14 protein-coding genes are annotated in these 14,654 nt (G+C 70.9%); 10 read left to right on the top strand and 4 right to left on the bottom strand.

The features are described from left to right. From Talka_RS06630 to Talka_RS06640, 3 genes are all read right to left on the bottom strand, one after another. The coding region (locus Talka_RS06630) for a nitrilase-related carbon-nitrogen hydrolase (protein ID WP_143890339.1) at positions 1 to 692 on the bottom strand (692 nt) is incomplete at its 3' end. Positions 693 to 702: 10 nt separating this feature from the next. Further along, positions 703 to 2,388 (bottom strand): flavin monoamine oxidase family protein, encoded by a 1,686-nt coding sequence (locus Talka_RS06635; RefSeq protein ID WP_143890340.1) that lies wholly within the window; start codon positions 2,386 to 2,388, stop codon positions 703 to 705. Positions 2,389 to 2,453: 65 nt separating this feature from the next. Then, on the bottom strand, positions 2,454 to 3,128 hold the full coding sequence (locus tag Talka_RS06640) for a LysE/ArgO family amino acid transporter (protein WP_143890341.1): 675 nt from the start codon (positions 3,126 to 3,128) through the stop codon (positions 2,454 to 2,456). 153 nt (positions 3,129 to 3,281) lie between these two features. Here Talka_RS06640 and argP point away from each other — a divergent pair, with 153 nt between their 5' ends. The 10 genes from argP (at position 3,282) to Talka_RS06690 (ending at position 13,153) form a co-directional block, all read left to right on the top strand. Next, complete coding sequence (gene argP / locus Talka_RS06645) at positions 3,282 to 4,217, top strand: HTH-type transcriptional regulator ArgP (RefSeq protein ID WP_143890342.1); 936 nt, start codon at positions 3,282 to 3,284, stop codon at positions 4,215 to 4,217. Positions 4,218 to 4,383: 166 nt separating this feature from the next. After that, the gene (locus tag Talka_RS06650; RefSeq protein WP_143890343.1) at positions 4,384 to 4,770 is read left to right on the top strand and encodes a DUF2237 family protein; all 387 of its coding nucleotides are present in this window, start codon (positions 4,384 to 4,386) and stop codon (positions 4,768 to 4,770) included. Positions 4,771 to 4,815: 45 nt separating this feature from the next. Beyond that, the gene (speB, locus tag Talka_RS06655) at positions 4,816 to 5,811 is read left to right on the top strand and encodes an agmatinase (protein ID WP_143890344.1); all 996 of its coding nucleotides are present in this window, start codon (positions 4,816 to 4,818) and stop codon (positions 5,809 to 5,811) included. Positions 5,812 to 5,852: 41 nt separating this feature from the next. Further along, the gene (argS, locus tag Talka_RS06660) at positions 5,853 to 7,526 is read left to right on the top strand and encodes an arginine--tRNA ligase (protein ID WP_143890345.1); all 1,674 of its coding nucleotides are present in this window, start codon (positions 5,853 to 5,855) and stop codon (positions 7,524 to 7,526) included. A gap of 23 nt (positions 7,527 to 7,549) precedes the next feature. Further along, entirely contained in the window at positions 7,550 to 8,221 is a 672-nt protein-coding gene (locus tag Talka_RS06665) for an SPOR domain-containing protein (protein WP_143890346.1), read from the top strand. A gap of 77 nt (positions 8,222 to 8,298) precedes the next feature. Beyond that, positions 8,299 to 8,928 (top strand): thiol:disulfide interchange protein DsbA/DsbL, encoded by a 630-nt coding sequence (locus Talka_RS06670; protein ID WP_143890347.1) that lies wholly within the window; start codon positions 8,299 to 8,301, stop codon positions 8,926 to 8,928. 76 nt (positions 8,929 to 9,004) lie between these two features. Then, entirely contained in the window at positions 9,005 to 9,616 is a 612-nt protein-coding gene (gene lptA, locus Talka_RS06675; RefSeq protein WP_246100609.1) for a lipopolysaccharide transport periplasmic protein LptA, read from the top strand. Continuing rightward, a complete protein-coding gene (gene lptB / locus Talka_RS06680; RefSeq protein ID WP_143890348.1) occupies positions 9,613 to 10,389 on the top strand; it encodes an LPS export ABC transporter ATP-binding protein in 777 nt (258 codons plus the stop codon). The genes lptA and lptB overlap by 4 nt, the downstream gene beginning before the upstream one ends. Before the next feature lie 3 nt (positions 10,390 to 10,392). Beyond that, entirely contained in the window at positions 10,393 to 11,952 is a 1,560-nt protein-coding gene (gene rpoN / locus Talka_RS06685) for an RNA polymerase factor sigma-54 (RefSeq protein WP_143890349.1), read from the top strand. Between the two features lie 16 nt (positions 11,953 to 11,968). Next, positions 11,969 to 13,153, top strand: coding sequence for a THUMP domain-containing class I SAM-dependent RNA methyltransferase (locus Talka_RS06690; RefSeq protein ID WP_143890350.1), 1,185 nt, complete (start codon positions 11,969 to 11,971; stop codon positions 13,151 to 13,153). A gap of 243 nt (positions 13,154 to 13,396) precedes the next feature. Here the strand turns inward: Talka_RS06690 and pcaF are convergent, their stop codons facing one another. After that, entirely contained in the window at positions 13,397 to 14,599 is a 1,203-nt protein-coding gene (pcaF, locus tag Talka_RS06695; RefSeq protein ID WP_143890351.1) for a 3-oxoadipyl-CoA thiolase, read from the bottom strand. Positions 14,600 to 14,654 lie beyond the last annotated feature (55 nt).

Here is a 14,654-nt window from a genome sequence, read left to right on the forward strand (position 1 = left end):
GCCGAGTCGCGCGTGGCCACCACCCGCCCATCCGCCCCCACCAGACGGCTCAGCCCGCCGTAGCGCGTGTCGCCTTCCGCGCCGCAGGCGTTGGCGTAGGCGATGGCCACGCGCGACTCGGCGGCCAGGCGCGGCAGCGTCAGGCACGGCGCATCGTCGTACGGCAGCATGTTGGCGGTGGGGGCCAGGATCAGCCGCGCGCCTTGCCACGCCAGCGCCCGCACCGCCGCGGGCTGTTCCACATCAAAGCAGATCAGCAGGCCGATGCGCCAGCCGCCCCACTCGAACGGCGCGGCCAGCGCCTCGCCCGCCGTGAAGCGCGCCCGGTCCCCCGCGCCGAACAGGTGCACCTTGCGGTGAACGGCCAGCCGCTGGCCTTCGGGGCCGATGGCCTGCACGGCGTTGTAGGGCTTGGCGCCGTCGGGGTGGCGCTCGGGCCAGCCGTAGGCGATGCCGAGGCCATGGCGCTGCGCGATGGCGGCCACCGCCTGCGCCAGCGGCCCGTCGGCGGGCTCGGCCAGCGCGGCCAGCTGCTCAGGTGCGATCAGGTAGCCCGTGAGCGCCATCTCGGGCGTCACGAGCCACTGCGCGCCCTGCGCCGCCGCGTGCGCGGCCGCCTCCTCCAGCCGGCGCAGCGCCGCGGCCACGTCGCCGGCGGCCGGGTGCGGGGTTTGCCAGAGAGCGATGCGCACTGGGCGGCCCTCAATCCGGCAGCGCCACCGGGCCGATGTGCGGATACCAGTCGCCCGGGCCGGGATTGTCCGGGTGGCTTGCGCCGCCCAGGTGGCGCACGATGCCCCAGACGGCGTTCAGCGCCGTCTGCACCGCGCCCTCCACCCACGCAGGGGTGAAGGAAATGTCGTCGCCGGCGAGGAAGATGCCGCGCTCGCGCTCGGGCAGCGCGTCCTGCATGAAGTGGCCATACATGCGGTGGTTGTAGCGGTAGTGGCCCGGCAGCGCGCCCTTGAAGGCGCCGAGGAAGTAAGGGTCGGCCTCCCACGAGATGGTGATCGGGTCGCCGATGATGTGGCTGGCGATGTCCACGTCGGGGTAGATCTTGCGCAGCGCCTCCAGCGCCAGCTGCACGCGCTTGGCGCTGTCGTACGGCAGCATTTTCAGCGCATCGCTCATCCACGCGTAGGACAGGCAGATCACCCCGGGCTGGTCCGGCCCGTTGTCAAACAAATAGGTGCCGCGCGTGAGGCGGTCGGTCAGCGTCATGCCCATCACCGGCCAGCCGCTCTCGCGCAGGTCGTTCCAGAACGGGCGATCGACCATCACGAAGGTCTTGGACGACTGCATGTAGCGCGTGCGGTCCAGCGCCATCCACAACTTCTGCGAGAACAGCGACTCCTCGCACGCGATCTGCGTCGTCAGCAGCCAGCTCTGGCAGGTGACCAGCACCGCGTCGTAGCGGCGCGTGCCGCCCCAGGCGTCGGTGACTTCCAGCTGACCGTTGCCGGCGCGCTGGATGGCCTTGACGGCCGGCCTGGGCGCGCCGTGGTGCAGCTTGGCCAGCGTCGTGCCCTGCGGCCAGTGCACCAGGCGCTGGGGCGCGTGATGCCACAGGCCGAGCGGCACCTGCTGCGCACCGCCGACGATCAGGTGCTGGTTCTCGTCGCAGCCGGTCAGCACCACGCGAAGGATTTCCAGCATCGAGTTCGGAAAATCCGAATCCCACCCGCCGGTGCCAAAGCCCACCTGGCCGAACACCTCGCGGTGGTGGAAGCTCAGGCGCTGGAAGGCGCTCGATTGCGCGACGAAGTCGTAAAACGTGCGGTCGTCCCAGCGCGGCACCAGCGCGTTCCACAGCGCCTTGACGCGCTCGACGTCGCGCTGGCGCATGGCCGTCTGCAGCTCGGCAAAGCCCGCGCCTTCCTCCAAAGCGTCGTCCCACGCCTGCGCCACCTCGCGAAACAGCGGCGGCAGATCCTCCAGCGTGCGCGCCCAGTGGGTCTGGCCCTCCAGGTCGATGACGGTGCAGTTGGCCGCCGGCGTCAGCGGGTTGGGAAACGGGCGGCTGCGCAGGCCCAGCATGCGGACGTAGTGGTAAAAGCCCGTGGACGACAGCGGAAAGCGCATGCCGCCCAGTTCCGCGATCGCGCCGCTGCCGCCCTCGAACGGCTGCGAGCGCAGCCGTCCGCCCATGCGCGACGCCTCGTAAACCACAGGCTTCAGGCCCAGCTTCATCAGCTCGTAGGCGGCAGTGAGGCCCGCCATGCCGGCGCCGACGATGGCCACCTCGGTGCCGAGGCGGCTGGCGGGCAGCGTGCCGAGCCCCGCCGGATGCGCCAGCCACTCGTCGTAAGCAAACGGAAAGTCGGGGCCGAACATGGTGATCGGCGCATCGGCAGGGCGGCGCGCGGGCGGCTTCAACGTCACGGCCATCGGTCGGGTCTCCTCTTTGCGGGTTGGGGAATAAGATGGCAACGCGGCTGGGGGCGCGCTGCGGCTTAGCGCAGCAAGCTGGCGACCAGCGCCGCCGCGGTGCCCCACATCAACAGCGCCACCAACCCGTCCAGCGCGCGCCAGACGCGCAGCGAGTTGAGCCGCCGCCCCAGCCAGAACGCCGCGCCGCCCAGCAGCACGAACCACAACACCGAGCCGGCCGCCGCGCCCAGCCCGAACACCGGCTGCTGCGGCCCCCAAGCCAGCGACGCGGTGCCGATCAGCACCGCCGTGTCCAGCCACGCGTGCGGGTTGAGCCACGAGAACGCCAGCGCCTGCAGCACGGCCTGGCGGCGCGTCACCGGAGCCGGGGCACCCGGCTGCAAGGAAGGCGCGCCCCCGTCCGCCACCGGCGCGGCAGCCGGCGGCCGCCAGAAGCGCCGCGCCGCCTGCCAGCCATACACCAGCAGGAACAGCACACCCGCGCCGATCAGCGCGCCGTGCAGCTTGTCCGACAGCCCGCCAAGCTGGGCGAGCCCCGCCACGCCCAGCGTGATCAGCACGATGTCCGCCAGCGCGCAGGTCAGCACCGTCAGCCACAGGTGCTGGCGCTGCAGGCCGGTGCGGATGACGTGCGCGTTCTGCGGGCCAATGGCCATGATGAGCGACAGGCTCATCACCAGACCGGCGGTGAAGCCCGGGGCGGCCAGCCCCGGCAGGGTGGCAGTGAAGGTGGTCATCGTGTGTGCTCCCGAGGGTCGTCGTCGATGTGCGTCGTGGCGGGCCGGCGCCGCGCGGCCTGCCTGGCTTGCGCGCAGTGTCGCCGCAGCCGCCCATGGTTTAAATGGTTTTGACGATAACTCGAGCGCATCAAGTTTGGCTAAACTGGTGCCATGCTGGACGCCCGTCAGCTCGAAGCCCTGGCCGCCGTGGTCGAGCACGGCAGCTTCACCGCCGCCGCGCAGGCGCTGGCGCTGACGGTGGCCGCGGTGTCGCTGCGCGTCAAGGCGCTGGAGGCGCAGCTCGGCCAGCGGCTGGTGGTGCGCGGCAAGACGGTGCGCGCCACGCCGGCCGGGCAGGCGCTGCTGGCGCACGTCAAGCAGGTGCAGCTGATGGAGGCCGACCTGCTGGAGCGGCTGGCCGGCGGCGCCGGGCAGCGCTGGCAGAGCGTGCCGGTGGCGATCAACGCCGACTCCGCGGCGGCGTGGTTTCTGCCCGGGGTGGCGCCGCTGCTGGCGCGCCAGCGGCTGCTGCTGGACCTGACCATCGACGACCAGGACCACACGCACGAGCTGCTCAAGAACGGCAGCGTGATCGGCTGCGTGACCACGCGCGCCGACGCCATGCGCGGCTGCGTGGCCGAGCCGCTGGGCGTGATGCGCTACCGCTGCGTGGCCACGCCGGCGTTGGCGGCGCGCGCGCGCACGCCGCAGGGGCGCGTGACGCCGCACCGGCTGCTGGCGCTGCCGGCGGTGATCTTCAACCGCAAGGACGCGCTGCAGGACGTCTGGCTGGCGCAGCACTTCGGGCTGCGCGGCGCGCGCTACCCGCGCCACTTCATGCCGGCGGTGGACGCCTTCGAGCGCGCCATCGAGCTGGGGCTGGGCTGGGGCATGGTGCCGGACATGCACCTGCAGGCGCGCGCCGACCGACCCGAGCTGACCGAGGTGCTGCCCGGCGCGGTGGTGGACGTGGCTCTCTACTGGCAGCACTGGGAGCGCGAGCCGCCCACCGCGCAGCGGCTGACGCGCGCGATTCGAGATGCGGCGCGCGCGGCGCTGCGCCCCATCCCAACGGAGCCCCCCGCTGCGCGCCCTTCTTCTGTTTGAACGCTGCCCCTCCGCGCAGATCGCGCCCGCCGCGCTGGCCCAACAAGCGGTGCGGGCATTGCGCTCACCGCGCTGCTCGCTTGATGCAGCGCCTTCACAATCAGCCTCGGGCGCAGCGCCAGCCTTTATTGGCAGCCCTCGTCGATTCCATGGTTCAAACAAGGCGATGAACACCCCAGCTTCTGCGCGCAACGTTCTGGGCGGCCCGCTGCGGGCCTGCTCGTACGATCCGCTGACCGGCTTTTACCGAGACGGCTGCTGCCACACCGGGCCGCACGACGTCGGTCGGCACGTTATTTGCGCCAAGGTGACGGCGGAGTTTCTGGCGTTTTCGCGGCAGCGCGGCAACGACCTCGTCACGCCGCGGCCCGAGTGGCGCTTCGCGGGCCTGAAGCCCGGCGACCGCTGGTGCCTGTGCGCGCTGCGTTGGAAGGAGGCGCTGGAGGCCGGCGTGGCCCCGCCGGTGATCCTGGAGGCCACGCACGAGGCGGCGCTGCAGGTGGTGAACCTGGCCGACCTGCAGGCGCACGCCTGGCACCCCGCCGGCACGTGACGGTGGCCCCATCGGCGCGCCGGGCGGCGCGGTAGCATCGCGCCGATGGACACCCGCCCCACCCCGCCCGAGGCGCCGCCGGCCGGCGACGGCGCCATCCGCCGCCCGGGCCTGCTCGGCTCCTGGCCGGAGATGACCTACGCCGGCGTGCTCAGCTTCATGCGCCGCACCTACACGAGGACGCTGGAGGGCGCCGACGTCGTCGTCAGCGGCATCCCGCTCGATCTGGCCACCACCTACCGGCCCGGGGCGCGGCTCGGGCCGGCGGCGATCCGCGCCGCCAGCGTGCAGCTCGCGGAGCTCAAGCCCTTCCCGTGGGGGTTCGATCCGTTCGAGACGCTGGCGGTGATCGACGCCGGCGACTGCTGGCTGGACGCGCACCAGCCGCACACCGTCCCCGGCGCGATCCGCGACCACGCGCGGCGCATCCTGGCCAGCGGCGCGCGCATGCTGACCCTCGGCGGCGACCATTACGTCACCTACCCGCTGCTGCAGGCGCACGCCGAGCGCTTCGGCGCGCCGCTGGCGCTCATCCACTTCGACGCCCACTGCGACACCTGGCCGGACGACGCGCCGGACTCGCTCAACCACGGCACGATGTTCTACAAGGCCGTGCGCGAGGGGTTGATCGACCCGGCGCACTCGGTGCAGGTCGGCATCCGCACCTGGAACGACGACTTCATGGGCTTCAACGTCCTGGATGCGCCGACGGTGCACGCGCGCGGCGCCGACTGGGCGCTGCAGCAGATTCTGGCGATCGTGGGGCCGCGGCCGGCCTACGTGACGTTCGACATCGACTGCCTGGACCCGGCCTTCGCGCCCGGCACCGGCACCCCGGTGGCCGGGGGCCTGACCAGCGCGCAGGCGCTGCAGATCGTGCGGGGACTCGTGCCGCTGAACCTCGTCGGCATGGACGTGGTGGAGGTCAGCCCCCCATACGATCACGCCGACATCACGGCGCTGGCCGCCGCGCACGTGGCCTGCGACCTGCTGTGCGTGCTGGCCGCGCAGCGGCGCGCTGCCGCTGGCGCTGCGCCTTAAAAAAAGTGGGCATCGGCAGGGCCAGCCTACAATCCCGCCCCATGCTGCAAGTCCATCGTGAACTGCGGGCGGCGCTGGCCGCCACGTTGGAGGCCCTGCACGCCGGCGCGGGCGAGCGCGCCGCCTTCGAAAAACCCAAGGTCGCCGCGCACGGCGACCTGGCCATCACCGCCGCGCTGCAGCTGGCCAAGCCGCTGGCCACCAACCCGCGCGCGCTGGCGCAGACGCTGGTGGAGCGGCTGCAGGCCACCGAGGCGTTCGCGCGCTGGGTGGCGGCGCTGGAAATCGCCGGTCCGGGCTTCATCAACCTGCGCTTGAAGCCCGCCGCCAAGCAGCAGACGGTGCGCGAGATCCTGACCGAGGGCGAGCGCTGGGGCCGCAAGCCCCCCACCGGCCAGCGCGTCATCGTCGAGTTCGTCTCCGCCAATCCGACCGGCCCGCTGCACGTCGGCCACGGGCGGCAGGCGGCGCTGGGGGATGCCATCTGCAACCTGCTGGCAACGCAGGGCTGGCAGGTGCACCGCGAGTTCTACTACAACGACGCCGGCGCGCAAATCGAGAACCTGACGCGCTCGGTGCAGGCGCGCGCGCGCGGCCTGAAGCCCGGCGACCCCGGCTGGCCAGCTGACGCCTACAACGGCGACTACATTCAGGACATCGCCGACGACTTCCTGGCGCGCAAGACCGTGCAGGCCGCCGACCGCGCCGTCACCGCCAGCGGCGACGTCGAGGACTGGGACGGCATCCGCGACTTCGCCGTGGCCTACCTGCGGCGCGAGCAAGACCTCGACCTGCAAGCCTTTGGCGTGCGGTTCGATGCGTTTTACCTTGAGTCAAGCCTCTACCAAACGGGGCGCGTGGAACAGACGGTGCGCCGCCTGATCGAGGCCGGCCACACCTACGAGGCCGACGGCGCGCTGTGGCTGCGCACCACGAAGTGGGGCGACGACAAGGATCGGGTGATGCGCAAGTCCGACGGCAGCTACACCTACTTCGTGCCGGACGTGGCCTACCACGTGACGAAGTGGGAGCGCGGCTTCACGAAGGCGATCAACATCCAGGGCACCGACCACCACGGCACGATCGCGCGCGTGCGCGCCGGGCTGCAGGCGCTGGGCATTGGCATTCCGCCGGGCTACCCCGAGTATGTCTTGCACACCATGGTGCGCGTGGTGCGCGGCGGGCAGGAGGTCAAGATCAGCAAGCGCGCCGGCAGCTACGTCACGCTGCGCGACCTGATTGAGTGGACCAGCAGGGACGCGGTGCGCTTCTTTTTGCTCAGCCGCAAGCCCGACACCGAATACACCTTCGACGTCGATCTGGCGATCCAGCAAAACAACGACAACCCCGTGTATTACGTGCAGTATGCGCATGCGCGCATCCGCTCGGTGCTGGCGCAGTGGGGCGGCGAGGAGGCGGCGCTGGCGCAGGCCGACCTCGCCCCGCTGGACAGCGAAGCGGCCCAGACATTGATGCTGGAGCTGGCGCGCTGGCCGCAGGTGATGGAGGCTGCCGCCGCCGACTTCGCGCCGCACGACGTGGCGTTTTACCTGCGCGAGCTTGCCGCTGCCTACCACCGCTATTACGACGCCGAGCGCATTCTTGTGGATGACGAACGGGCGCGCCTGGCGCGATTGGCGCTGGTGGCCGCCACTGCGCGCGTCTTGCGCAGCGGTCTGGCGCTGCTGGGCGTCAGCGCCCCGGATAAGATGTGACCAGCCTGTAAGGATGGCACGCCATGCCCATCGCCGCTTTCCGCCTTGACCATGCCCCCAGCCGTGCGCGCGGCGGCACGCTGCTCGGGTTTTTCATCGGCTTGTTGGTCGGCGTCGGGGCGGCGCTGGCGGTGGCGGTGTATGTGACGAAGGTGCCGATTCCTCTGGTGGATCGCGGCGTGCAGCGCAAGCCGATCCAGCCCGACACCGAGGCCGAGCGGCTGCGCGGCTGGAACCCCAACGCGGGGCTGAGCAGCGCCAAGCCGACCGGCGGCAGCGAAGCGATGTCTGGCGGCGGCGCCGATCAACCCTCGGCGGCCAGCCCCGCGGAGCCGCTGTCCAGCGGCGGCGCGCCCGCGCCCAGCCCTGAAGCCAGCCGCGATCCGATCGCTGAGCTGATCCGGCAACGCACCGCCGCCGCGACGTCGCCGGGCGAGTCCGTCTCCACCGCTGCCGATCCCTTCATTTATTACGTGCAAGCCGGAGCGTTTCGCAACCCCGAAGAAGCCGAAGCCCAGCGCGCGCGCTTGGCGCTGCAGGGTTTTGACGCCAAAGTCAGCGAGCGCGAACAGGGCGGCCAGCGCGTCTGGCGCGTGCGCCTGGGGCCGTTCAACAGCAAAGTCGAGGCGGAGGTGATGCAGGAGCGCTTGCGCGGCAAGCAGTTCGACACCGCCCTGGTGCGCGTGCAGCGCTAGGCCCGGCGGCGGAACCCTCCTTGGGAGATCCCGTTCCAAAGAGAGCCGAGTTCAATCGCTGCAACCGATCGATCACCATGCAACGACGCGAATTTCACCACCTGCTGTTGACCAGCGCCGCGCTGGGCTTGGCGCCGCTGAGCCTGCACGCGCAGTTGGCGCTACGCGAAGGCGCCGATTACCGACGTCTGAGCAAGCCCGCCCCGGTGGACACCGGGCCCGGGCAGATCGAAGTGCTGGAGTTTTTCTCTTACAGTTGCATCCACTGCTACCGCTTTGAGCCGCTGATGACGGCCTGGATGCGCAAGCAGCCCAAGGAAATCGTGGTGCGGCGCATCCCGGTAGGGTTTAGCCCGGCGTTTGAGCCGCTGCAGCGCCTGTATTACACCCTCGAAGCCATGGGACGCCTGGCGGATCTGCACGAACGCGCCTTCAAAGCCATGCACGAGGAGCGCGAGCGCTTCAACGGGCTGGAGGCAGCCGCAGCCTGGGCCGCCAAGCAGGGGGTCGATCGCGCCGCGTTCACGCAAACCTGGCAGTCATTTGGCGTCAGCGGCAAGGTCAAGCGAGCCATTCAGCTGCAAGACGCTTACGAAGTGGATGCCACGCCGTCGCTGGGCATTGCGGGGCGTTTTCTGGTGCCCGGCCAGGCCGAGCGCACGCTGGTGGTGGCCGACGCCCTGATCGCGCGCGTGCGGCAAGCCTAGAGCGCGCGCAATCGCCCGCCGCGCGCTTGCCGGCGTGGCACAATCGGTCGCCTGTCGATCGATTGGAGCAAAAACCGTGCCCGCCTTGCCTTTCCCCCGCCACTGGCTTGTGCTGCTGGCCCTCGGCGCGGCGCTGGTCGCCCGTGCTGAACAAGCCGATCGGCAAGCGCCGATGCACGTCGAGGCCGACGCGCTGCGCTACGACGAGGCGCGCCGCATCAGCCTGTTCACCGGCAACGTGCAGATCAGCAAAGGCACGATCCGCATCCGCGCCCAGCAGGTGGAGGTGCGTCAGGACGAGCAGGGCCACCAGTTCGGCGTGGCCGTCGGCGCGCCGGGCCAGCGCGCGTTTTATCGACAGAAGCGCGACGGCGTCGATGAATGGATCGAGGGCGAGGCGCAGCGCATCGAATACGACGGCCAAGCCGACCGCGTCACCCTGAGAGGCGACGCCGAGCTGCGCCGCCTGCGCGGCACGGTGCTGGCTGACCGCAGCGCCGGCGCCGTCATCGTCTACGACAACCGCGCGCAAACGTTGAGCGTCGATGGCGCGCCGGGCGGGGCCTCCGGCGGGCGGGTGCGCGCGACGCTGACCCCGCGCGCCGCCGACCCCACCGCGCAGCAGCCGACGCCGGACGTGCCGCCGCCGGCCCTGCAGCCCAGCCTGCGCCCGGAGCGCCGCCCGTGAGCGCGCCGCCAGCCTCATGCCCCGCCAGCGCCGCCGGTTGTCTGCGCGCGCAAGGATTGCGCAAGCGCTACCGCGCCCGCACCGTCGTGCACGACGTGTCGCTGCAGGTGCGCGGCGGCGAAGTGGTCGGGCTGCTGGGCCCCAACGGCGCCGGCAAGACCACCTCGTTCTACATGATCGTCGGGCTGGTGCGCGCCGACGCTGGCGAGCTCTGGATCGATGAGCAGCCCGTTGGCCACCTGCCGGTGCACCGCCGCGCGCGCATGGGGCTGGGCTACCTGCCGCAGGAGGCGTCGATTTTCCGCAAGCTGACGGTGGCGCAGAACGTGCGCGCGGTGCTGGAGCTGCAACGCGATGAGCTGGGTCGCCCACTGCCCGAAAACGAGCTGCGCCAGCGACTCGACGCTTTACTGGCCGAATTGCATATCGATCACCTGCGTGACATGCCTGCGCCGGCGCTGTCCGGCGGGGAGCGCCGCCGCGTCGAAATCGCGCGCGCGCTGGCGGCGCGACCGCGCTTTATTCTGCTCGACGAACCGTTCGCCGGGGTCGATCCGATCGCGGTGATTGACATCCAGCGCATCATCGGCTTTCTGAAAAGCCGCGGCATCGGGGTGCTGATCACCGACCACAACGTGCGCGAAACGCTGGGCATCTGCGACCACGCCTACATCATCAGTGAGGGGCGGGTGCTGGCGCACGGCACGCCGGCGCAAATCGTTGACGACGCCGAAGTGCGTCGCGTCTATCTCGGCGAGCACTTCCGCCTGTAAGCCATGGGGCTCAAGACCAGTCTCGGGCTGCGCCTAACCCAGCAGCTGACGCTGACGCCGCAGTTGCAGCAATCGTTGCGCTTGCTGCAGCTGTCGGCGCTGGAGCTGGCCCAGGAAGTCGAGCAGATGCTGGCCGATAACCCTTTTCTCGAACGCGCCGACGACGCCGCCGAGGATCGAGAACCCGACGAATCCGAGTGGAAGTCTTCAACGGCCAGCGAAGCCAACGACCCATTCGACAGCGAGGCAGCCCAGCCCGACACGGTCAGCCTGTTCGAAGCCAGCGCCCCTTTGGCGCAGGAAGATTGGGAGGCTCAACTCGACGAGGATGCCGGAGGGTGGCGCGACCTCGACCCCGACACCGCCCTCGGCCCCGATTGGCACTGGGAAAGCCCCGGCCTGGAACGCGACGGACGTTGGCTCGACGACGAGGATCCGCCGAGCGCGGGCGACTTGGCCAGCCGTCCACCGCGACTGCAAGATCATCTGCACGCGCAGGCACTGGCGCTGCACCTCAACGAAGAGGAGCAAGCGGCGCTGCACTTTTTGATCGAGTCGCTGGATGACGACGGCTACCTCAGCGAGCCGCTGGAGGCGCTGGCGCAAGCGCTGCTGGCTCGGGACGCAGCCGGCGCCGACCCTGAACGCGCCGAGGAGCTGCTGGCCTTGCTGCGCCGCGCCTTGGGCTGGCTGCAGGCGATGGAGCCCGCCGGCGTCGGCGCGCGCGACCTGGCCGAATGCCTACGGCTGCAGGTGCTGGAGCAGCGCGACTCGCCCGCGGCGCGCGTCGCGCTGGCCTTATGCGCCCAGCCCTTGGAGTGGATCGCGCGGCGCGACCTCAAGCGGCTGCAAGCGGCCACCGGCCTGGAGCCAGCGTTGCTGCGCGCGGGGCTGGCGTTGCTGACGCGGCTCGATCCCAAGCCGGGGCGGCGCTTCGCCGACACCGAACGGCTGGTCATCGTGCCCGACGTGCTGGTTCGCGTGCGCGGCACGGAGTTCGACGTGCAGCTCAACCCCGCCGTGCAGCCGCGGCTGCGCATCTGCGACGCCTACGCCCAGGCGCTGCGCCACCACCGCGGCGGCGACCTGCAGCAGCGACTGCAGGAGGCGCGCTGGTTCATCAAAAACCTGCAGCAACGCGGCGAAACTTTGCTGCGCGTGGCGCGCGCCATCGTGCAGCGCCAACGCAGCTTCTTCCTGCACGGCGACATCGGCATGCAGCCGCTGGTGCTGCGCGACATCGCCGAGGAGCTGGGCTTGCACGAATCGACCATCAGCCGCGTCACCCACGGCAAATACATGGCCACGCCGCGCGGCACCTATGAGCTGAAATACTTCTTCGGCTCGGCGCTGGCCACCGACGGCGGCGGCAACGCCTCCAGCACCGCGGTGCGCGCGCTGATTCGGCAGCTGATCGCCGAGGAGGATCCGCGCCAGCCGCTCAGCGACGCGCAAATCGCCGAGCGGCTCAAGGAACACGGCATCGAGTGCGCGCGGCGCACGGTGGCCAAATACCGCGAGGCGCTGCGCATCCCCACCGCCACCCTGCGCCGCGCGCGCTGAGCGCCCCGCCCCAGCCATGGACGACCTGCATCTCTACCTGCCCGCCCCTGGCGGCGCCGCCGCGTTGTTGGCCGACGAGATCGCCGCCTTGGGCGTCTGCCCGCGGGAGCAGCTGACGGTGCAGCGCAGCGGCGTGGCGCTGCAGGGCAACTGGGACGCCGTGCTGCGGCTCAATCTGCACAGCCGCATCGCGCAGCGCGTGCTGCTGCGGCTCTGGGAAGGACCCTACCGCGACGAAAATGATGTGTATGCAGCGGCCGCCGGCGTGGCGTGGGAAGACTGGTTTGGCCCGCGGCAGACGATCAAGGTGGAGGTCACCGCGCAAAGGAGCCCGTTGCGCAGCGTGCAGTTCGCAGCGCTGCGCGTCAAGGACGCGGTGTGCGATCGGCTGCGCCAGCGCTGCGGCGCGCGCCCGAGCGTCGATACCGCGCAGCCGGATGTGCGGCTGCACCTGCACCTGCAGGAGCGGCGGCTGGCGCTGCTGCTGGACACCAGCGGCGAGCCGTTGTTCAAGCGCGGCTGGCGCGCAGACCAAGGCGACGCGCCGCTGAAGGAGACGCTGGCCGCGGCGGTGCTGGCCGCCACCGGCTGGGACGCCGAGGCCGAGGAGCCGCCGCCGCTCGTGGATCCGTTCTGCGGCAGCGGCACGCTGGCCATCGAGGCGGCGCAGCGCCTGCTGCGGCTGGCGCCGGGGCGCGCGCGGCGCTTCGCCTTCGAGGCGCTGCGGCCCCACGACGCGGCGCGCTGGGCGGCGCTGCGCGAGGAGGCGCGCGCCGTCGAGCGCCCTTGGCCGCCGCCGCGCGGCGCCCGGATTTTTGGCAGCGATGTCTCTTTCCGAATGGTCGATTTTGCGCGGCGCAACGCAGCCCGCGCCGGGGTGCTGAGCGCCTTGGAATTACGCGGCGGCGACGCGCTGCAGCGCCGCCCGCCGACACCCACCCCAGGCGTGCTGGCGCTCAACCCGCCGTATGGCGAGCGCATCGGCGCCGCCGGCGTGGCCGGCGCGCTTGGCGCCGAAGCGTTCTGGGCGCAACTGGCAACACACTGGAAGACGCATTGGGCCGGCTGGACAGCGTGGATCCTGTCGCCTGACACCGAGCTGCCGCGACGACTGCGGCTGCAAGCGTCGCAGCGCATGCCGCTGTTCAACGGCCCGATCGAATGCCGGTTGTGGCGTTTTGACCTCCTCCCCCGAAAATGATAAAAACATACCATAGCCTTAGGCTATCTGCATGATTGTGATGTTTTTTGCCAACTTTGAGGGCTGATTGCGCCAGTTGGCCCGGGCTTGTGATAAATTCTCAGGTGAGCCCTACGCGGCTCCCCGCTTTTCCTCCCTGAGCGGGTGCCTTTGTGTGTGACAGCAAAAGGCTTGAACCCCCGACTCCGCGTCGGGGGTCTTTTTTTGGCGCTGGTTTTAGGCCCTGATCAACAAGCGCGGTCGTCAGACCCGCTCCAGCACCAGCGCGATGCCCTGGCCGACGCCGATGCACATCGTGCACAGCGCGTAGCGCCCGCCGCGGCGGTGCAGCTCGGCCACGGCGGTCGTCACCAGCCGCGCGCCGCTGGCGCCCAGCGGATGGCCCAGCGCAATCGCGCCGCCGTTGGGGTTGACGCGCGCGTCGTCGTCCGGCAGGCCCAACAGCCGCAGCACCGCCAGCGCCTGGGCGGCGAACGCCTCGTTGAGTTCGATGACGTCCATCTGCTCGAGCGTGAGGCCCGTGCGCGCCAGCACCTTGCGCGTGGCCGGCGCCGGGCCGATGCCCATGATGCGCGGCGGCACGCCCGCCACCGCCATGCCGACCACGCGCGCGCGCGGGGTCAGGCCGTGGCGCGCGGCGGCGGCTTCGCTGGCCACGATCAGCGCGCAGGCGCCGTCGTTGACGCCGCTGGCGTTGCCGGCGGTAACGGTGCCGTCGGGCCGCACCACACCCTTGAGCTTGGCCAGCGCCTCCAGCGTCGTCTCGCGCGGGTGCTCGTCGTGCGCCACCACGGTCGGCTCACCCTTGCGGGAGGGGATGCTCACCGGCACGATCTCCTGCGCCAGCACGCCGGCCTGCTGCGCCGCCAGCGCCTTGCGCTGGGAGGCCAGCGCGAAGCGGTCCTGATCTTCGCGCGCGATGGCAAACTCCGCGGCGACGTTTTCCGCCGTCTCCGGCATCGAGTCGGTGCCGTAGAGCGCCTGCATGCGCGGGTTGACGAAGCGCCAGCCGATCGTGGTGTCATAAACCGCGTTGGTGCGGGCAAAGGCCGTCTCGGCCTTGGGCATCACAAACGGCGCGCGGCTCATGCTCTCCACGCCGCCGGCGATCATCAGCTCGGCCTCGCCGGCGCGAATGGCGCGCGCGGCGCAGCCGACCGCATCCAGCCCCGAGCCGCACAGCCGGTTGATGGTGGCGCCGGGCACCTCCACCGGCAGGCCCGCCAGCAGCGCGGCCATGCGCGCAACGTTGCGGTTGTCCTCGCCGGCCTGGTTGGCGCAGCCAAGGATCACGTCGTCCAGCGCGCCCCAGTCGAGGCGCGGGTGGCGCGCCATCAGCGCCTCGATGGGTTTGGCGGCCAGGTCGTCGGTGCGCACGCTGGACAGGGCGCCGCCGTAGCGGCCAAAGGGTGTGCGGATGGCGTCGCAGATGAAGGCGTGGGTCATGGCAGGCAGTCGGAAGGGGATCGAAGAGGGAAGCCGGCGGGAGGCGCCTCACGGC

The organism is Tepidimonas alkaliphilus (assembly GCF_007556595.1).
Classification (GTDB): Bacteria; Pseudomonadota; Gammaproteobacteria; order Burkholderiales; family Burkholderiaceae_C; genus Tepidimonas; species Tepidimonas alkaliphila.